This window comes from Kitasatospora sp. NPDC127116, assembly GCF_042677365.1.
Lineage (GTDB): Bacteria > Actinomycetota > Actinomycetes > Streptomycetales > Streptomycetaceae > Kitasatospora > Kitasatospora lactacystinica.
In genome coordinates, this window is record NZ_JBHXTL010000061.1 from 38,130 (window position 1) to 56,072 (window position 17,943).

General features: G+C 71.2%; 16 protein-coding genes. 13 read left to right on the top strand and 3 right to left on the bottom strand.

Translation table 11 applies throughout. The features are described 5' to 3' along the window. Positions 1-89: 89 nt before the first annotated feature. Together ACFVHV_RS23605 and ACFVHV_RS23610 are read left to right on the top strand one after the other, a co-directional pair. The gene (locus tag ACFVHV_RS23605; protein WP_359911473.1) at positions 90-212 is read left to right on the top strand and encodes an SGM_5486 family transporter-associated protein; all 123 of its coding nucleotides are present in this window, start codon (positions 90-92) and stop codon (positions 210-212) included. A gap of 139 nt (positions 213-351) precedes the next feature. Next, on the top strand, positions 352-879 hold the full coding sequence (locus tag ACFVHV_RS23610; RefSeq protein ID WP_359911470.1) for a histidine phosphatase family protein: 528 nt from the start codon (positions 352-354) through the stop codon (positions 877-879). A gap of 149 nt (positions 880-1,028) precedes the next feature. Here the strand turns inward: ACFVHV_RS23610 and serB are convergent, their stop codons facing one another. Continuing rightward, positions 1,029-2,291, bottom strand: coding sequence for a phosphoserine phosphatase SerB (gene serB / locus ACFVHV_RS23615; RefSeq protein WP_380353183.1), 1,263 nt, complete (start codon positions 2,289-2,291; stop codon positions 1,029-1,031). A gap of 222 nt (positions 2,292-2,513) precedes the next feature. Between serB and ACFVHV_RS23620 the strand changes: the two genes are divergently transcribed. The 3 genes from ACFVHV_RS23620 (at position 2,514) to ACFVHV_RS23630 (ending at position 7,168) form a co-directional block, all read left to right on the top strand. Then, a complete protein-coding gene (locus ACFVHV_RS23620) occupies positions 2,514-5,135 on the top strand; it encodes an FHA domain-containing protein (RefSeq protein ID WP_380353185.1) in 2,622 nt (873 codons plus the stop codon). Positions 5,136-5,421: 286 nt separating this feature from the next. Then, positions 5,422-6,519, top strand: coding sequence for a GAF domain-containing sensor histidine kinase (locus tag ACFVHV_RS23625; RefSeq protein WP_380353200.1), 1,098 nt, complete (start codon positions 5,422-5,424; stop codon positions 6,517-6,519). Continuing rightward, on the top strand, positions 6,512-7,168 hold the full coding sequence (locus tag ACFVHV_RS23630; protein ID WP_380353187.1) for a response regulator: 657 nt from the start codon (positions 6,512-6,514) through the stop codon (positions 7,166-7,168). The genes ACFVHV_RS23625 and ACFVHV_RS23630 overlap by 8 nt, the downstream gene beginning before the upstream one ends. Before the next feature lie 1,024 nt (positions 7,169-8,192). Here the strand turns inward: ACFVHV_RS23630 and ACFVHV_RS23635 are convergent. After that, on the bottom strand, positions 8,193-8,996 hold the full coding sequence (locus ACFVHV_RS23635; protein WP_359911458.1) for a hypothetical protein: 804 nt from the start codon (positions 8,994-8,996) through the stop codon (positions 8,193-8,195). A gap of 150 nt (positions 8,997-9,146) precedes the next feature. Between ACFVHV_RS23635 and ACFVHV_RS23640 the strand changes: the two genes are divergently transcribed. The 7 genes from ACFVHV_RS23640 (at position 9,147) to ACFVHV_RS23670 (ending at position 15,278) form a co-directional block, all read left to right on the top strand. Further along, positions 9,147-9,938, top strand: a complete 792-nt coding sequence (locus tag ACFVHV_RS23640) for an ABC transporter ATP-binding protein (RefSeq protein WP_359911455.1) — start codon at positions 9,147-9,149, stop codon at positions 9,936-9,938. Between the two features lie 120 nt (positions 9,939-10,058). After that, positions 10,059-10,481, top strand: coding sequence for an NfeD family protein (locus ACFVHV_RS23645; RefSeq protein ID WP_359911452.1), 423 nt, complete (start codon positions 10,059-10,061; stop codon positions 10,479-10,481). A 10-nt stretch (positions 10,482-10,491) separates the two neighbouring features. After that, on the top strand, positions 10,492-11,541 hold the full coding sequence (locus ACFVHV_RS23650; RefSeq protein WP_359911449.1) for an SPFH domain-containing protein: 1,050 nt from the start codon (positions 10,492-10,494) through the stop codon (positions 11,539-11,541). A gap of 183 nt (positions 11,542-11,724) precedes the next feature. Then, positions 11,725-12,483, top strand: coding sequence for a sulfite exporter TauE/SafE family protein (locus ACFVHV_RS23655; protein ID WP_359911446.1), 759 nt, complete (start codon positions 11,725-11,727; stop codon positions 12,481-12,483). 38 nt (positions 12,484-12,521) lie between these two features. Beyond that, complete coding sequence (locus tag ACFVHV_RS23660; protein ID WP_380353190.1) at positions 12,522-12,701, top strand: DUF1272 domain-containing protein; 180 nt, start codon at positions 12,522-12,524, stop codon at positions 12,699-12,701. A 98-nt stretch (positions 12,702-12,799) separates the two neighbouring features. Further along, positions 12,800-13,105: a 4a-hydroxytetrahydrobiopterin dehydratase gene (locus tag ACFVHV_RS23665; RefSeq protein ID WP_359911440.1), complete on the top strand. Its 306-nt coding sequence runs from the start codon at positions 12,800-12,802 to the stop codon at positions 13,103-13,105. Positions 13,106-13,223: 118 nt separating this feature from the next. Beyond that, on the top strand, positions 13,224-15,278 hold the full coding sequence (locus ACFVHV_RS23670; protein ID WP_380353192.1) for a PQQ-binding-like beta-propeller repeat protein: 2,055 nt from the start codon (positions 13,224-13,226) through the stop codon (positions 15,276-15,278). A 153-nt stretch (positions 15,279-15,431) separates the two neighbouring features. Here ACFVHV_RS23670 and ACFVHV_RS23675 read toward each other — a convergent pair whose 3' ends face one another. Continuing rightward, on the bottom strand, positions 15,432-15,962 hold the full coding sequence (locus ACFVHV_RS23675; protein ID WP_359911434.1) for an HNH endonuclease: 531 nt from the start codon (positions 15,960-15,962) through the stop codon (positions 15,432-15,434). Between the two features lie 292 nt (positions 15,963-16,254). Between ACFVHV_RS23675 and tyrS the strand changes: the two genes are divergently transcribed. Then, positions 16,255-17,523 (top strand): tyrosine--tRNA ligase, encoded by a 1,269-nt coding sequence (gene tyrS / locus ACFVHV_RS23680; protein ID WP_359911503.1) that lies wholly within the window; start codon positions 16,255-16,257, stop codon positions 17,521-17,523. The last annotated feature ends 420 nt before the right edge of the window (positions 17,524-17,943 follow it).

Consider the following 17,943-nt stretch of genomic DNA (forward strand, 5'->3'; position numbering starts at 1 on the left):
GCCCAGGGCCCGACGGCCAAGGTCAAGGCCCGGCCAAGGGGGTGGGGCCAGCGGACGGCGGGCGTGTTCGGGATGGGAGAATTCCGGACATGCCCGTTCTCGATCCCAATCCCACCGACGGCCGCAAGCAGCTCGGCCGCATCGCCCTCGCCTTCTCCGCCATCGTGGTGCTGGTGGCGCTCATCGCCACCGTCGCGGCCTCGATCGGCTGACGGACGCCTCTGCGCCCCTGCGCCCGTACTCCACCCGACGCTCCGGTGAACGGGACACGGTGACACTCGTCGTCCCTCGGAGTGGCGGCGTCCGGGAGCATCGCGCCGCCGGGCCGCTTTTCTGCCAAGCTTGCTGGGTATGAGCGCCGACACGCCCCGCAGGATCATCGTTCTCCGCCATGCCAAGGCCGACTGGCCGAACGGCGTGGACGACCACGACCGGCCGCTGGCCGACCGGGGCCGTCACCAGGCCCCGGACGCCGGCCGCTGGCTGGTCGACTCCGGCATCAACCCCGACTACGTGGTCTGCTCCACCGCGCTGCGCACCCGAGAGACCTGGAAGCTGGCGGTGCACGAGCTGCCGCAGCGGCCCCTCAAGACCGTCTACGAGGAACGGGTCTACGAGGCGAGCCCCGGCGAGATCATCGCCGTGCTCCAGGAGACCCCGGAGGAGTACTCGGACGTGGTGCTGGTCGGTCACAACCCGGGTGTGCTGGGTCTGACCCAGGTGCTGGCCGGGGACGCGGGCGACCGGGACGCGCTGGAGCGGCTGCGGCTCGGTGGCTTCCCGACGGCGGCGATCGCGGTGCTCAGTTTCAGCGGCTCCTGGAAGGGCGTCGAGCCGGGCGTGGCCGAGCTGGTCTCGTACCACACGCCGCAGGACTGACCCCGGGAACACAGGTGAGGGGCGCGCGGATGCGATCCGCGCGCCCCTCGTCTGTGTCCGCAGGCCGTACCGGTCCGTGTCCGCGGGCCGGGCGCCCTCCTCGGGCTGTTCCTCGGGCCTCACTCCACCGGCCGTTGCCGGGCCGGCTCCTAATCGGTCTCGGTCGGGGTGCCGTGCAGCGCGTCGGCTGCCTCGACCTCCTCACGGGTGATGCCCAGCAGGTACAGCACGGTGTCCAGGAACGGCACGTTCACCGCGGTGTCGGCGGCCTCGCGCACCACCGGCTTGGCGTTGAACGCCACCCCGAGGCCGGCCGCGTTCAGCATGTCCAGGTCGTTGGCGCCGTCGCCGATCGCCACCGTCTGCTCCAGCGGCACCTTCGCCTGCTCGGCGAAGCGGGCCAGCCAACGGGCCTTGCCCGCCCGGTCCACGATCTCGCCGACCACCCGGCCGGTGAACCTGCCGTCCACCACCTCCAGGGTGTTCGCGGCCGCGAAGTCCAGGCCCAGCTGCTCCACCAGGTGGTCGGTGACCTGGGTGAAGCCGCCGGACACCACCGCGACCTGGTAGCCGAGGCGCTGGAGCGTACGGATCAGGGTGCGCGCCCCCGGTGTGAAACGGACCTCGGCGCGGACCTTCTCGGTCACCGAGGCGTCCAGTCCGGCCAGCAGCGCCACCCGGGCCCGCAGCGACTCGGCGAAATCCAGCTCGCCGCGCATCGCCGCCGCCGTCACCTCGGCGACCTCCTCCTCGCAGCCCGCGTGGGCGGCGAACAGCTCGATCACCTCGTCCTGGATGAGCGTGGAGTCGACGTCCATGACCACCAGGCGCTTCGCCCGGCGCTCCAGCCCGGCGGCGACCACCGCGACGTCCACCCGCTGGGTGGCCGCCTCCTGGGCCAGCGCGGCCCGCAGCTCGTCGGTGGCCACACCGGAGACGGCCAGCTCGACCGCCGTCACCGGATACTTGGCGAGCCGGAAGACACGGTCGATGTTGCCCCCCGAGGCGGTGATCCGGGAGGTGAGCGCGGAGACGGCGGCGGCGGTCAGCGGATTGCCGAGCACCGTGACGTGCGAACGGCCCTCACGGCGCGGCCGGTTGTCACCGATGCCGGAGAGGATCTCGGCCTGGAGCTTCTGCTCGTCGGCCCAGCGGTGGACGGTGGCCCGCAGCCCACCCTCGGCGGCGGGTACGGGGGGCGGGGTGACCAGCGCGCAGAGCGTGATGCGGCCACGGGTCACGACCTGCTCGATGTCGATGACGTCGACGCCGAAGCCGGCCAGCGTCGCGAAGAGGCCGGCAGTGATGCCGGGGCGGTCCTTGCCGAACACCTTGACGAGCAGGGTGCGCTCGTCCGCGGTCCGGTGCTGGGCGGCGGGGAGGGGCTCAGCGGCCAGGGGCGATGCGTTCATGGTGCCTCCCACGCTACCGGGCGCCCGACGGCCCGGGGGCACCCGTCCCACCTCGCGGGACGGCGCGGTCCGGGGTCGGTAGCAGCCTGGTCACAGTCGCCCGGGCCGACTTTCACCGGCGGTCGGCGGGCTGGAATGATTCCCCCCGTCAGTCAGAGAAACATCGCAGCCCCGGCCGGGGGCCACAATTCGGGGGAACCGAGAGAGCGGGGCAGGCGAGCAGTGCCGCAACTCGTCATTGAGATCAACGGACAGCAGCGGACTCTGGAGCCCGGGCGGTCCTACACCATCGGGCGCAACCCTCAGTCGGACTTCCCGTTCGAGGACGCCAGGGTCTCCTGGCAGCACGGGACCATGAGCTTCAACGGCAGCGGTTGGCAGCTGGACGACCACGGCAGCACCAACGGAACGTACGTGGCCGGGGCCCGCACCCTGCAGGCCCAGCTGTTCCCCGGTGCCGTGGTCAACCTGGGCAACCCGGAGAACGGCCCCCGGCTCGGCTTCTCCGCACCCGTGCACGCCGCCGCTCCGCAGGCGGCGGCTCCACAGGCCACCCCGATGCACGAGGCCGCCACCAGCCGAGGCCCGGTGCCCACGCCCCAGCAGCCCGCCCCGCAGCAGGGCTGGCCGCAGCAGGACCCGTACCAGCAGCCGCAGCAGCAGGCCTGGCCCGGGCAGCCGCAGGCCCAGTCGCCGTTCCCGCAGCAGCAGTACGCGCCGCCGCAGGCCCAGTCGGCCCCGCAGCAGCCCCAGCCCCAGCACGGTGGCTTCCCGCAGCAGCAGGACTTCCCGGCCCCGCCGCAGCACGGTGGCGGCGGGCCGCAGCCGACCATCATCCGCAACCTGACGTCCTCGATGCGCACCGCCCGGATCGGTCGTGCGCTCGACAACGACATCGTGGTGTCCGACCTCCAGGTCTCCCGCCACCACGCCGAGCTGCGTCAGCTCCCGGACGGCCGCTACGAGATCGTCGACCTCGGCAGCCACAACGGCATCTTCCTCAACGGCCAGCGGGTGCAGCGTCAGCTGATGGGCCCGCAGGACCGGCTGACCGTCGGCCACTCCAGCTTCGTCCTGGTCGGCGACCAGCTGCAGGAGTTCGTCGACACCGGCGCGGTCTCCTTCTCCGCCCGCCACCTGACCGTCGAGGTCGACCACAAGGGCGGCAAGAAGGTCCTGCTCGACGACGTCAGCTTCGGCGTCCCGGAGAAGTCCCTGGTCGCGGTCATCGGCCCGTCCGGCTCCGGCAAGTCCACGCTGCTGCGCGCCCTCACCGGCTACCGCCCGGCCGACCGCGGCGAGGTCCTGTACGACGGCCGCAACCTCTACAAGCAGTTCGCCGAGCTCCGCTCGCGCATCGGCCTGGTGCCGCAGTCCGAGATCCTGCACCGCGAGCTCACCGTCCGGAAGGGCCTCAAGTACGCCGCCCAGCTGCGCTTCCCCGGCGACACCGAGGCGCGCGAGCGCGACGCCCGGATCGACGAGGTGCTGTACGAGCTGCGCCTGGACAAGCGTGCCGACAACAAGATCACCGCGCTCTCCGGCGGCCAGCAGAAGCGTGTCTCGGTCGCCCTGGAGCTGCTCACCAAGCCCTCGCTGATCTTCCTGGACGAGCCCACCTCGGGCCTCGACCCGGGCATGGACCGCGAGGTCATGCAGATGCTGCGCGGCCTCGCCGACGACGGCCGCACCATCCTGGTCGTCACCCACTCGGTGGCCGAACTCGCACTCTGCGACCGGCTGCTCGTGATGGCGCCGGGCGGCTCGGTGGCCTACTTCGGCCCGCCGGACGAGGCGCTGCACTTCTTCGGGTACGAGACCTGGGCGGACGTCTTCCAGGCCTTCGAGAACTACCCGGACCACGACTGGGCCGGCCGCTACCGCGGCTCGGTGCACTACCAGCAGTACTCCGCGCCCACCGTGGAGGCGGGCGAGGTGCAGCACGTCCAGGTCGCCCAGGAGGCCGTCAAGCCGCCGAAGCCGCAGAGCTGGGGCTCGCAGCTGTGGACGCTGATGCGCCGCTACATGTCGGTGCTCGCCTCGGACCGCGGCTTCCTCGCGCTGTCCGTGCTGCTGCCCGCCGTCATCGGCGCGGTCAGCGTGCTGATCCCCAACGAACCGGGGCTCGCACCCAACCCCAAGACACAGCTCCACCTCAACAGCGGCGCCGCGACGATCATGCTGATCCTGGCGATCGGCGCCTGCTTCTCCGGGGCGGCCAACTCGGTCCGCGAGTTGATCAAGGAGCGGGCGATCTACGAGCGGGAACGAGCCACCGGGCTCTCCCGCTCGGCGTACATGATGTCCAAGATCATCGTGCTGGGCTTCTTCAGCGTGATCCAGGGCGCCATCATCTCCGCCGTCGGCTTCCTGCCGCGCAAGCTCCCCGAGCACGGCCTGATCGTCAAGAACCTGCCGATCATCGAGATGACCATCGGCATGATCCTGCTGAGCTTCGCCGCGATGATGTTCGGCCTGATGATCTCCGCGCTGGTGAAGACCGCCGAGAAGACCATGCCGCTGCTGGTCATGTTCGCCATCGTCCAGGTCGTCTTCACCGGCTGCCTCTTCCAGATCTTCAGCAAGCCCGGACTGGAGCAGGTCGCCTGGCTGATGCCGGCCCGCTGGGGCACCGGCATCGTGTCCACCACGCTCGACCTGTCCGTGCTCATGGGCCCCTGGAACAAGGACTTCCAGAACCCCAACTACGACCCGCTCTGGAAGCACAGCGTCGCCCAGTGGGCGATCGACGCGGGTGTGCTGATCGTCATCTCCGTCGCCATCGGCGTCCTCGTGACGCGGCTCCAGCGTCGGCACGAGCCCGAGGTCATGCAGAAGGGCTGACCCCTTCTCCGACTCTCCGGCGGCAGGCCGAGGGGCGGCTCTCCCAGCAGGGAGGGCCGCCTCTCGGCGTTCCGGGCGCTTTCATGAGGCTCCGGGCGGGCCCTGCGGCCTAGGTCCCCGGACCCGGGCCCGGGGCGGCCGCGGACGGACGCGGCGGTCGCCGGGGCGGCGGTAGTTTGGCGGTATGTCCAGCACCACCGGAGACCACCGGACCCACCGGGGCCCGCTGCCCGCCTGCGAACCCTGCCTGTCCGGGATCGAGGCCGTCAGCCAGGCACTGCTCGCCATGAGCCGGCACCTGGAGGTCCGTGAGGTGCTGCGCCGCATCACCGCCTCCGCCAGGGGACTGCTCGGCGCCGAGTACGCGGCCCTGGGCGTGCCCGACGACCACGGGGGCTTCGCCCAGTTCGTGGTCGACGGTGTCACCGACGAGCAGTGGCGGGCGATCGGCCCGCTGCCCCGACAGCACGGTGTACTCGCCGTGATGCTGCACGAGACCGGCCCCACCCGGCTGGCGGACGTCCGCAAGGCACCCACCTTCGAAGGATGGCCCGCAGCCCACCCCGATATGGACGCCTTTCTGGGCATGCCGATCCTGGACACCGACGCGGCCGAGGACGAGCCGCAGGTGATGGGCGTCATCTTCCTCGCCAACAAGCGTGGCGGCGGCCTCTTCACCGATCACGACGAGGAACTCCTGCGGATCCTCGCCGCGCACGCGGCCCTCGCACTGTCCAACGCCCGACTGTACGAGCGCAGCCGCGAGCTCACGCTGGCCGGCGAGCGTGCCCGGATCGCCCACGACCTGCACGACGCCGTCTCGCAGAAGCTCTTCTCGCTCCGGCTCACGGCCAAGGCGGCCGCCAAGCTCGTCGACCGCGACCCCGTCCGGGCACGTGCCGAGCTCGCCGAGGTCGCCCGTCTCGCCGCCGAGGCAGCCGACGAACTGCGCGCCGTCGTCGTGGAGCTGCGTCCCGCAGCCCTGGAGGAGGACGGGCTCAGCGCCACTCTCGCCTCCCAGGTGCAGGTCCTGGACCGGGCGCACACCGCCGACGTCGCCTTCGCCGCCGACGGGGTCCGGGCGCTGCCGCCTGCCCAGGAGGCCGCACTGCTGAGAGTCGCCCAGGAGGCGCTGCACAACGCGCTGCGCCACTCCGGCGCCCGCAGGGTCACCGTCACCCTGGCAGGGACGCCTGCGCGCGGTGCGGTGCTGCGCGTGCACGACGACGGGCGCGGCTTCGATCCGGAGTCCGTCAGGCGAGCAGGCCGTCACCTCGGCCTGGCCTCTATGCGCGACCGCGCGGCCGCCGTCGGCGGCACACTCACCCTGGAATCGGCCCCCGGCCGGGGGACGCTCGTAGAGATGGAGGTCCCCGGTGCCTGAGAGCACACCGTCGATCCGAGTCCTGTTGGTCGACGACCACCAGGTGGTTCGGCGCGGGCTGCGCACTTTCCTGGAGGTCCAGGACGACATCGAGGTGGTCGGGGAGGCCGCCGATGGGGCGGAGGGTATTGACCGGGCCCGTGAGCTCGACCCCGATGTCGTCCTGATGGACCTCAAGATGCCCGGCGTCGACGGCATCGAGGCGCTGCGCACGCTCAAGGGCGAGGGCAGCCGCGCCCGGATCCTGATCGTCACCAGCTTCACCGAGCACCGCACGATGGTTCCCGCGCTGCGGGCCGGTGCGGCCGGTTACGTGTACAAGGACGTGGACCCGGAGGCGCTGGCCGGGGCGATTCGGTCGGTGCACGCCGGTCACGTTCTGCTCCAGCCCGAACTGGCCGAGGCACTGCTCGCCGACGACGGCCCGCGCGTTCCGCAGGGTCGAGGTGGCACGCTCACCGAGCGCGAGCGCGAAGTGCTCGGACACATCGCCGATGGCCGCTCCAACCGGGAGATCGCCCGCAGTCTGCACCTCTCGGAGAAGACGGTGAAGACCCATGTGTCCAACATCCTGATGAAGTTGGACCTGAGCGACCGCACCCAGGCGGCACTCTGGGCCGTTCGTCACGGCGAGGCCCGAGAGGGGTAGCGCGCCGGGGGCGCGACGTAGTGGCGCAGGCGCCGTGCCGATCGGCAGGTTTTCGGCCAGGCAGGGCGTCAAACGGTGGTCCAGCATGTGCCGTTCGGCAGGGTTGGTCCGAATTCAGGTGATCCATCGCCATTCGGCTGTGCCAGGCTGATCGCCGACACCGATCCCGAGGGAGGGCCGGATGAACGCGATGCGCAATCAGTGCGGGCCTGTCGTGCTGGCTCATGAGCTTGAGGTGACATGCCACCTGTTCGACGAGCCTCCGATGTCCGGGCCTGGGTCGCAGTCAACTGTCGAGGACGGGGGCCGAGGGCGGGCGCCAGGACGCCCCTTGTCCGGGTGTCAGGTGGCGAGGGCAGGGAATCGTGCAGCAGAGGACGTCGAGCGCAGAGCGAGGTTGGCCCGGGAGACAGCCCGAGACCGGGAGGCCTACGGGCCGGAGCTGCTGAGACGTCGACTGCAGATGCGGCGTTGGCAGTTCAACCTGGCACGGGAACGTGAACTGATCCCCGAGCCGGACCTCGACAACGGCACCTGGTCGGCGCTCGTCGAGGTACAGCTGAAGGCCCGCACCGAGGAGATCATCCTCGCGCTCGGCGCCGTGCCGCCCGTGGGGGCGGCCAAGGCGGCCACGGTGTTGGGCCACACCACAGGTCTGCTGGTGATCGCCGAGGACATCAGGCGGCTCGCCGCCGCGGGAGAGCTACGCCCCTGCGGCGGATACCGGGGCTGGCCGACCTACAGCCGGGAGGCCTTGGCCGCCGTCCCGTATGCCGTGGTGCAGCAGACTGTCACGGAGCGCATGCACAAGGCTGCGGCCACGGCACGGGCCGCGGCTGAGGCGCTGGAACGGAGACTCGCGGAGAGCTACTCGGCGGAGGAGGCAGCCGAAGTCCTGGGGTGGCCCCGGTGCCGGCTGGTGGCCACGACGGCGCAGGGAGGCCTGGCCGCCGGGCCCGACGGCAGATACCAGCGCGCCGAGGCGATCGCGCTCGCCACCGCCGACTCCGCGGCCCAGCACCTCTCAGCGATCGTCTCGCTCGTCCACGAGGGCGTTGTAGGCGGCGACCTGGGCGCGCCGGGCGGTGCGCCGCAGCGGGGCCAGGGCGGATTGGCGGGCCGCCATCTCGGAGGCGCTGACGGCAGCGCCGTGGCCGCCGGAGGCGATGGAGAGGAGGGCGGACACCTGGCGGGCCGACTCCAGGACACGGACAGCCCGGGGCGGGTACCCGGGAGCGAGCAGCTCGCTGTGGCCACGGCGGCGGTAGGCATCCAGGGCGCGCAAGGCCTCAGGTCCGGCGCCGGCCACGTCGAGGCGGGCGAGCATGACGGTCGCCTCCCGCAGCCCGTCGGCCAGTTCACGTTCGGCCTCGTGGAGCGACGGCACGTCCGCCGGAGGTGTGTCGTTGACCTCGGAACAACGCCACAGCACGGTGGCCGAGCGGTCGCCGGCCGGGCCGTACACCTCCACCTCCGGCACCAGCCCGAGTGGTGCACCGACGGCCAGGACGGCCTCGCCCGCACTCATGGCCTGCTCGTTGAAGGCCTTCGGACCGGTCAGCCCGAGCGGATGCCCGGCTGAGGGCAGCGCGAGACGCAGACCCTTCACGCCGAGCACCCGCAGCCGCCCCAGCGCCCAGGTCAGCCCGTGCTGCTCGCCGGGCTCGTCGCCGGGCAGTCCGGTGACCCGGTGGATCTCGTCCCGGCCCAGGACGGCCGTGGCGGCGTCGTCCGGCGGCACGAGGCCCGCCAGCAAGGCGTTGCCCCATGCGGTGAGCCGCCCCGAACGGGGCTCTTCGTACGGATTGTCGGCAGGAGTCACGAGCATCCGGCCAGCCTACGGAATCGGCGGTCATCCGCGTGGCGTAGGTTTGCCCATGCGTGTGCGGCGCACCCACCCCGTGCCCACCGGCTGCCGGAGTAGGCTCGCCGCCCGCACCGACGGCCGAGAATCTTGTTTTTTGGGGAAGGCGTAGGCATGAGCGACGTGCTGGAGCTGGTGGACGTATCCGTGGTCCGGGAGGGGCGCGCGCTGGTCGACCAGGTCTCGTGGTCCATCTCCGAGGGCGAGCGTTGGGTCATCCTGGGCCCGAACGGCGCCGGCAAGACCACGCTGTTGCAGATCGCCTCCTCGTACCTGTTCCCGACCTCGGGCAAGGTCACGGTGCTGGGTGAGAAGCTCGGCGAGATCGACGTCTTCGAGCTGCGTTCCCGGATCGGCCTGGCCGGCGCCGCCATGTTCGACAAGCTGCCGGCCGAGCAGACCGTGCTCCAGACCGTCCTCACCGCCGCGTACGGCATGACGGTCAGCTGGCAGGAGACCTACGAGCAGTCGGACGAGGTCCGCGCCCTCGCCCTGCTCGACCGCCTCGGCATGGCCAATCTCACCGACCGCAAGTTCGGCACCCTCTCCGAGGGCGAGCGCAAGCGCACCCTGATCGCCCGCGCCCTGATGACCGACCCCGAGCTGCTGCTGCTCGACGAGCCTGCCGCGGGCCTCGACCTCGGTGGCCGCGAGGACCTGGTCCGCCGGCTCGGCGCGCTCGCCCAGGACGAGTTCGCCCCGGCCATGGCGATGGTCACCCACCACGTCGAGGAGATCGCGCCGGGCTTCACCCACGTCCTGATGATCCGACAGGGGAAGGTGCTCACGGCCGGCCCGATCGACACCGAGCTGACCGCCCGTAATCTCTCCAAGTGCTTCGGCCTGCCGCTCACCCTGGAGCGGCACGGAGACCGCTGGTCGGCCCAGGGTCTGCCGCTGGGCTGAGGCCCCTTCGTCCGCTCATCCGGAAGGCCGTCGGAAACCGGTCGCACGCGCGACCGGTTTCCGCCCCTCGACCTGCGGGAACTGTCCGCTTCGAAGGCCTTCGCTCCCTAGGATGGACGTGTGGACAGCTGGATCTGGTGGCTCCTGGCCGCCGCAGGGCTCGGCATACCGTTGGTGCTCACCGCGATGCCGGAGTTCGCCATGTTCGCGGTCGGGGCGCTGGCCGCCGCCGTCGTGGCCGCGCTGGGCGGGGGAGTGGTCGCCGAGACCCTGACCTTCGTCGTCGTCTCGGTCGCACTGGTGGTCTTCGTCCGCCCGATCGCCTACCGGCAGCTTCAGAAGGGCCCGCAGGTCAAGATGGGCATCGAGGCGCTCCAGGGCGCCACCGCGGTCGTCGCGGAAACCGTCGACGGGGAGGGCGGGCGGATCAAGTTGAACGGTGAGATCTGGTCGGCCCGTGCGCTTCACCCGGGCCAGGTGTACCAGCCTGGACAGCAGGTCGACGTCGTCGAAATCCAGGGCGCGACCGCCCTGGTCGTCTAGGGGAGAGTCCGTGGAACCCGTCCTTATCGTTTTGGTCGTCCTGGTCGTGGTGGCCTTCATCGCGCTGATCAAGACGATCCAGGTCATCCCGCAGGCCAGCGCCGCGATCGTGGAGCGCTTCGGCCGCTACACCCGGACGCTCAACGCAGGGCTGAACATCGTCGTCCCGTTCATCGACCGCGTCCGCAACCGGATCGACCTGCGCGAACAGGTCGTGCCGTTCCCGCCGCAGCCGGTGATCACCCAGGACAACCTGGTCGTCAACATCGACACCGTCATCTACTACCAGGTGACCGACCCCCGCGCCGCGACGTACGAGGTCGCCAGCTACATCCAGGCGATCGAGCAGCTGACCGTCACCACGCTGCGCAACATCATCGGCTCGATGGACCTGGAGTCCACGCTGACCTCGCGAGAGGTCATCAACGCTGGCCTGCGCGGTGTCCTGGACGAGGCCACCGGCAAGTGGGGCATCCGGGTCAACCGTGTCGAGCTGAAGGCGATCGAGCCGCCGACCTCCATCCAGGACTCGATGGAGAAGCAGATGCGCGCCGACCGGGACAAGCGCGCCGCGATCCTCACCGCCGAGGGCCAGCGCCAGGCCCAGATCCTCAAGGCCGAGGGTGAGAAGCAGGCCGAGGTGCTCAAGGCGGAGGGTGAGGCGCAGGCCGCGGTCCTGCGCGCGGACGGTGAGGCGGCCGCGATCCGGACGGTCTTCGAGGCCATCCACGACGGCGACGCCGACCAGAAGCTGCTGGCCTACCAGTACCTCCAGACCCTGCCCGAGCTGGCCAAGGGCGACTCCAACAAGCTCTGGATCATCCCCAGCGAGGTCGGCGACGCACTCAAGGGCCTCGGCGGGGCCTTCACCGGCCTGACCGGCAACGGCGGGGTGAACGGCGGCGCGGTCGCGGCGCCCAGTGTCCCGCAGACGATCCCGGCCGCCACCCAGGTGCCGTTGGACCCGGCGTCCGGCCCGCGGCCGGTGGACACCGAGAAGGGCGCCGCCCGTCCCCGGGTGGACCCGGTCCGGGAGTACCCGAAGATCGACCCGGAGTGATCGGTCGAACCGTGCTTCGCCGAGGGCCCGCTGCCGAGAGGTGGCGGGCCCTCGGCCTTTCACGGTGCCGAAGCGTACGTACCGGGCACTGTGGCGTGCGTCCCGAATCGTGGGCGGGTCTGGTCGGCCTGCAGGGCCGTCCGGCATGATCCCCTCGGACAGGACCGAGAGGAGAGGTGACCCATGACGCTCTGGGAGTCGATCGCCGTCCTGGTGGCCGGCGTCGGCGCCGGGATGATCAACGTGATCGTCGGCTCCGGCACGCTGATCACCTTCCCGGTCCTGCTCGCCGTGGGCATCCCACCGGTCACCGCCAATGTCTCCAACTCCTTCGGCCTGGTCCCCGGCTCGCTCAGCGGGGTGATCGGGTACCGCCGCGAGCTGGCCGACCAGGGGCGCCGCGTGCTGCGCATGGGCACCGCCTCCCTGCTCGGCGGGCTGCTCGGCGCGCTGCTGCTGATCAAGCTTCCGAGCGGGGCCTTCGACGCGATCGTCCCGGCGCTGATCCTGCTGGCGCTCGTCCTGGTGGTGATCCAGCCCCGGGTGGCCAAGGCCGTCGCCGCCCGCCGCCGCCCCGGCGGCGATCCGGACGGCAGCCCGGTACTGCTGGTCGGGGTGTTCCTGACCGGCATCTACGGCGGCTACTTCGGTGCCGCGCAGGGCGTGCTGCTGATGGCGCTGATGGGCATGCTGCTCCAGGAGGACCTCCAGCGGATCAACGCGGTGAAGAACGCCCTGGCGCTGATCGTGAACGCGGTCGCCGCGCTCTTCTTCCTCTTCACCTCGACCGTGAACTGGGCCGCCGCTGGTCTGATCGCGGCGGGTTCGCTGGTCGGAGGCCTGCTCGGGGCCAAGGTCGGCCGTCGTCTCCCGCCGACCGCGCTGCGCGTTGTCATCGTGGTGGTCGGCCTCGTGGCCGTCACCAAGCTGTTGTTGAGTTGAACGACCGTCAGACCGTATGCAGGTCGGAGGAGTACGCCATGGCCCTGGAGATGCGTGAGAGCTGCGAGCGCTGCGCGGTGTCGCTGACCGCGGACGGCCGCGCCTCGATATGTTCCTACGAGTGCACCTTCTGCCCGGACTGCACCGAGGCCATGGCCGTCACCTGCCCCAACTGCGGCGGCGAACTGGTGGCCCGTCCGCGCCGGAAGGCCGCCTGACACCGGTTCCCGGGCGCCTGAACGGCCCGGAATCCCGGTTCCGGAGCTCCCCGGCCCCGGAGCGACGACCCACCGGACGACCCACCAGGAGTGCGGCGATGAGCAGCAGGGCGCGGCTGAACGAGGACGAGATCACGGCAGCCCTGGCGGCGCTGCCCCAATGGAAGCGGGAGGGCGACAGCATCGCCCGTACCGCCGACGCGCCGGACTTCCCGGCGGCGATCCGGGTGGTCGTCTCCGTCGCCGAGCAGGCAGAGGCGCTCGACCACCACCCCGACATCGACATCCGCTGGCGAACCCTGCGCTTCCTCCTGTCCACCCACAGCGCCGGCGGCCTCACCGGGCTGGACTTCACCCTCGCCGCCCGGATCGACGAGGCCCTGCGCGTCGAGTCGGCGGCCTGACGCGGCACGGCCGAGGAGCCCGGGCCCGTCCGACCGAGGGCCCGGGCCGCCTCTCCGGGCAGGCGTGAGATGCTGACTGCCGCATCGGCAGGCAGATGGCTCGGGAGGGACGGAACGGATGGCGCAGGAGCCCTTCGGAGACGCCCACCCCCAACAGCCGTGGCCGTCCGAGGGCCACTCGGACTGGCAGAACGGCGGGCACAGCGGGCACGGCGGGTACGCCGAGCAGGAGCAGACGCCGGAGCAGCCATCGCAGTGGCAGCCGCAGCAGCAGGCGGGTTACGGCTCGGCCGAGTACGGGCAGCAGCCGCAGCTCGGCCAAGGCGTCTACGGGCACACCGGCTACGAGACCAGCTACGACACCGGCTACGGCCAGGCCGGTCATGACCAGGCCGGCTATGACCAGAGCGGTTACGACCACAGTGGATACGGTCGGACCGGCTATGTCGAGGGCGGCTACGTCCAGGGCCAGGATCAGGGCCACTACGGCGTTCAGGAGCAGTACCAGCCGTATCCGCAGTACCCGGACCACGCGCAGCCGCATCAGGCCGCCACACCGTACGCCGCCCCGCGGCAGCCCGCCGGGGAGGGCTTGTACGTCCCGGCCGGGGCGGAGTACTCGGCGGACGGCTACGTGCACCTCGAAGAGGCCGGGCAGGTGCCCGTGACCGTCCCGGAACAGCCCGCGGAGACTTCTACGACGCAGGCCCCCGAGTCGCAGGCCGAGCCCGCCTCGCCGTCGCGGGCCTCCGCGCGCCGAGGTGCCGGCCGGGGCTCCGGTGCCCGTGCCGGCGCGGGCACCGGCGCGGCCTCTTCGCTCTCCGCCAAGGCACGGAAGGCCGCCGACGCAGTGCTGGCAGGGGATCACGTGCCCAGCCGCAAGGCCCTGCTGGTGCGGACCGGTGCCGGGGTGGCCGCGCTGGGAGTACTGGTGGCGGCGGGGCTGATGGTCGGGACCGAGGGCGGTGGCAGCGCGGCGGCGAGCAGCGGCGGTGAGCCGGGCTTCGCGGTGGCGCACACCAGGGCCTGGGCCGCGCAGCCTGCCGTGGCCGGTCCGGCCGGGGGCGACGACACGCTGATCGGCAGCTGGCTGCTGGCCGACGCGGTGGTCCGGGCCGACGGCTCCGGTGTCCGCGCGTACGACCGGGCGGGCGGCAAGCCGACCTGGTCGGTGGAGCCGCCGGCCGCCGGGGCCGTCCCGTGCGGGCTGTCGGCGGGAGTGAACCAGGCAGGCCTGGGCGCGGCGCTGTTCCGTCCGCAGGCCGATCCGAAGAGTCCCTGCACGCTGGTGTCCGCCGTGGACACCAAGACCGGCAGGACCGCGTGGACCAAGACCCTCTCGGACACGAAGGGCGCCTACTCGGCGCGGGTCGGTGTCACCGAGGACAAGGTGGTGGCCGTCGGCGACGACCGGGCGCTGGCCTGGGAGTCGGCCGACGGGAAGGACGTCTGGCAGTACACCGGCCAGGGCAAGTTCTGCACCCTGTCCGGCGGCGTCAGCGGAAGGACCGTGCTCGTCGCCTCCTCCTGCGCCGATTCGACCCCCGCCGACCAGGCCGTCGCGCTGAACATCGCGGACGGCAAGGTCGGCTGGTGGCGGGGCCTGAACAACCAGCCGAAGACGGTGACGGTGCTGTCCGCCGAGCCGTCCGTGGTCCTCACGACCGGCGGGAAGCCCGAGGACGACCGGGTGTTCGCCTGGGGCGCGGGCGGCGACCCGGCCGCCGAGATCCCGGTGGCCGTCGACGGCGGTCGGCTGGACGTCGCCCACGGTACGTTTTCGGCCACTCCTGGCGTCTACTTCGAGGGCCGGACGATGGTCACCACCCTGGAACCGCCGAACGGCGGCGGGCCGGTGGCCGCGGTCGGCTACGACCTGGACACCGGCAAGCAGCGCTGGAAGGTGCCGAGCGCCGCGAAGGGCGCCGTCCGGGCGGTCGGCATCGACGGCGGATCGCTGGTGCTCGCCGCCGACGAACGCCGTGACCAGCCCGCCCGTCTCAGCAGGTTCCCGCTGGCGGGCGGTCAGGAGGCGACCGGCGGCAACTTCCCGGCCGGCACCGGTTCACTGCTGATCTCCGGACGAGTGCTGATCGGCGGCGGACAGGTGGTCGTGGTGCCCGAGCACTCGACCAACTACGGCACGGCGGCGGGGTACCAGGCGAAGGACTGAGGCCTTCCGCCCCGCACCACGCCGGCGCGCCGCCCCACCCGCCGCCGTCCGAGCACTGAGGGTGTCCTCAGGTCGAGAACGTCGAGAGTGCTCCCGTTCCCCGGAACCACCTCCCGCGAGCAGTCTCCCGCGAACCGTCTCCCGGCAATCGCCTCACGCCGCGGAGACGGGCCGGCCCGGTACGGCCGGCAGCCAGTCGGCGAGGTCCCGGACCTCCGAGCTGCGCAGACCGAGCGCCAGCATCAGACTGGCCTGCGGCGTCGGCTCGAACGGCCGCCGCAGCAGCTTCATCCCGGCCTGCTCCGGTGTGCGGTCCGCCTTGTGCTGGTTGTCCTCCGCGCACGCGGCGACGGTGTTCATCCAGCTGTCGGCACCACCGCGCGACCTGGGCTGGAGGTGGTCCACCGTGGTGGCCCGCCGGCCGCAGTACGCGCAGAGGTGCTGGTCCCGGGCCAGGACACCCCGCCGTGACCACGGAGCCTGTTGTCGGAACGGCACCCGTACGTACCGTTGCAGTCTGATCACCCGTGGCACCGGGACGGCCACGCCCGTCCCCCGGATCGAGCGCAGCGGATGCGCCTGCTCCACCACCGCCTTGTCCTGGAGCACCAGGACGACGGCGCGCTGGAGCGACACCGTCGTCAGGGGCTCGTAGCTCGCGTTCAGAACCAGCGTGTTGCGCACTCGGCACACCCTTCCCGCGGGCGTGCCACGGCGGCACGACCGTCTCCACACACGTCACTGCCGCCGCACGGCGATGGAACCACTCTGAATGGGCCCACAGCCGTCGAACAACGGAATTTCCGGTATCGGGGGAGGGACCGGGAGAGCGGGCCGCCCAGCTCGATGGGGTGCCTCGGGGAAACTCGCTGGCCGGAACCGCGTAGGCTCTATCAGGCTGGAGTCGTACCGACCCGGAGCCCGACCGAACCGGGCCAGCACTGGGCGGACGCCCGATCGAAGGAGAAGCGTGACCGTGACGGACATCGTCGACGAGCTGCAGTGGCGTGGGCTGATCGCCCTGTCCACTGACGAGGACGCACTGCGCAAGGCGTTCGCGGACGGCCCGGTCACGTTCTATTGCGGCTTCGATCCGACGGCCCCCAGCCTGCACCTCGGCAACCTGGTGCAGATCCTCACCATGCGCCGCATCCAGCAGGCGGGGAACCTCCCGCTCGGCCTGGTCGGCGGTGCCACGGGCCTGATCGGCGACCCGAAGCCCACCGCCGAGCGCGTGCTCAACGACCCCGAGACGGTGGCCGGCTGGGTCGAGCGCCTGCGCGGCCAGATCTCGCGCTTCCTCGACTTCGAGGGCCCCTACGCGGCGCGCATGGTCAACAACCTGGACTGGACGTCCGGGATGTCGGCGATCAGCCTGCTGCGCGACGTGGGCAAGTACTTCCGGGTCAACAACATGATCGCCAAGGAGGCCGTCGCCCGGCGGCTCAACTCCGACGCGGGCATCAGCTACACCGAGTTCAGCTACCAGATCCTCCAGGGCATGGACTACCTGGAGCTGAACCGCCGCTACGGCTGCGCCCTGCAGACCGGCGGCAGCGACCAGTGGGGCAACCTGACCGCCGGCACGGATCTGATCCGCAAGGCCGACGGCAAGTCCGTCCACGCGCTGGCCACGCCGCTGATCGTCAAGGCCGACGGCACCAAGTTCGGCAAGACCGAGTCCGGTACGGTCTGGCTCGACCCCGAGCTGACCACCCCGTACGCCTTCTACCAGTTCTGGCTGAACGCGGACGATCGGGACGTCCCCAACTTCCTGCGGATCTTCAGCTTCCGCTCGAAGGAGGAGATCGAGGAACTGGAGCGCGAGACCACCGAGCGCCCCGCCGCCCGTCTCGCCCAGCGCGCCCTCGCCGAGGAGCTCACCACGCTGGTGCACGGCGCAGAGCAGTACGAGCGCGCGGTCGCCGCGTCAAAGGCGCTGTTCGGCCAGGGCGACCTCGCTGATCTGGAGGCCCCGACCCTGGCCGCCGCCCTGGCCGAGGTCCCGAAGGCCGAGGTGTCCGAGCTGCAGACGGTGGTCGACCTGCTGGTCGCCGTCGGTCTGTCGCCGAGCCGCTCGGCCGCCCGCCGGACGATCAAGGAAGGCGGTGCCTACCTCAACAACGTCAAGGTGACGGATGAGGAGGCCGTGCCGACCGAGGCCGACCTGCTGCACGGCCGCTGGCTCGTGCTGCGGCGCGGAAAGCGCAACCTGGCGGCGGCGGAGCTGGTCGCTGCCGGCTGACCGGCCGACGGACTGGTCGACAGACCGGCCGGTTGAAGCTTGGCTGAAAACACACCTGCTCTGAGCTGCGTCTTTGAGCCCCGAGGGCCGGATCTGGACAGATCCGGCCCTCGACGTTTGACGATGTCCTCCAGGTGGCCTAGTGTTGAACGAGTCGCTGGAGCGGCCATCCCACTCAGCAAGACCCACTCTCACTCTGATCCCCATGAAAATGGGCTTCTTGGCATTCCCGCCGACCGAGTGAGCGTGAATTTCGGGTAGCACTCGGAATGAGCTAATGTGGGGGACGTCGCGAAAAGCGGAACCGGCCAGTTCGGGAAATTGGATGAATGAAACTCCGGAAAACGGAGCGGAAAACATCTGATAAGCTGGAAACACGAAAGAACGAAGCCCGGAGGGTCCGCTGGAAGGCGGTCCGAA

Excerpts from the sequence above, each read along its gene's own strand:
- ACFVHV_RS23655 (WP_359911446.1), top strand. The coding sequence starts at position 11,725 with ATGACGCTCTGGGAGTCGATCGCCGTCCTGGTGGCCGGCGTCGGCGCC.
- ACFVHV_RS23625 (WP_380353200.1), top strand. The coding sequence starts at position 5,422 with ATGAGCCGGCACCTGGAGGTCCGTGAGGTGCTGCGCCGCATCACCGCC.
- ACFVHV_RS23670 (WP_380353192.1), top strand. The coding sequence starts at position 13,224 with ATGGCGCAGGAGCCCTTCGGAGACGCCCACCCCCAACAGCCGTGGCCG.
- serB (WP_380353183.1), bottom strand. The coding sequence starts at position 2,291 with ATGAACGCATCGCCCCTGGCCGCTGAGCCCCTCCCCGCCGCCCAGCAC.
- ACFVHV_RS23640 (WP_359911455.1), top strand. The coding sequence starts at position 9,147 with ATGAGCGACGTGCTGGAGCTGGTGGACGTATCCGTGGTCCGGGAGGGG.
- ACFVHV_RS23635 (WP_359911458.1), bottom strand. The coding sequence starts at position 8,996 with ATGCTCGTGACTCCTGCCGACAATCCGTACGAAGAGCCCCGTTCGGGG.
- ACFVHV_RS23665 (WP_359911440.1), top strand. The coding sequence starts at position 12,800 with ATGAGCAGCAGGGCGCGGCTGAACGAGGACGAGATCACGGCAGCCCTG.
- ACFVHV_RS23660 (WP_380353190.1), top strand. The coding sequence starts at position 12,522 with ATGGCCCTGGAGATGCGTGAGAGCTGCGAGCGCTGCGCGGTGTCGCTG.
- ACFVHV_RS23610 (WP_359911470.1), top strand. The coding sequence starts at position 352 with ATGAGCGCCGACACGCCCCGCAGGATCATCGTTCTCCGCCATGCCAAG.
- ACFVHV_RS23605 (WP_359911473.1), top strand. The coding sequence starts at position 90 with ATGCCCGTTCTCGATCCCAATCCCACCGACGGCCGCAAGCAGCTCGGC.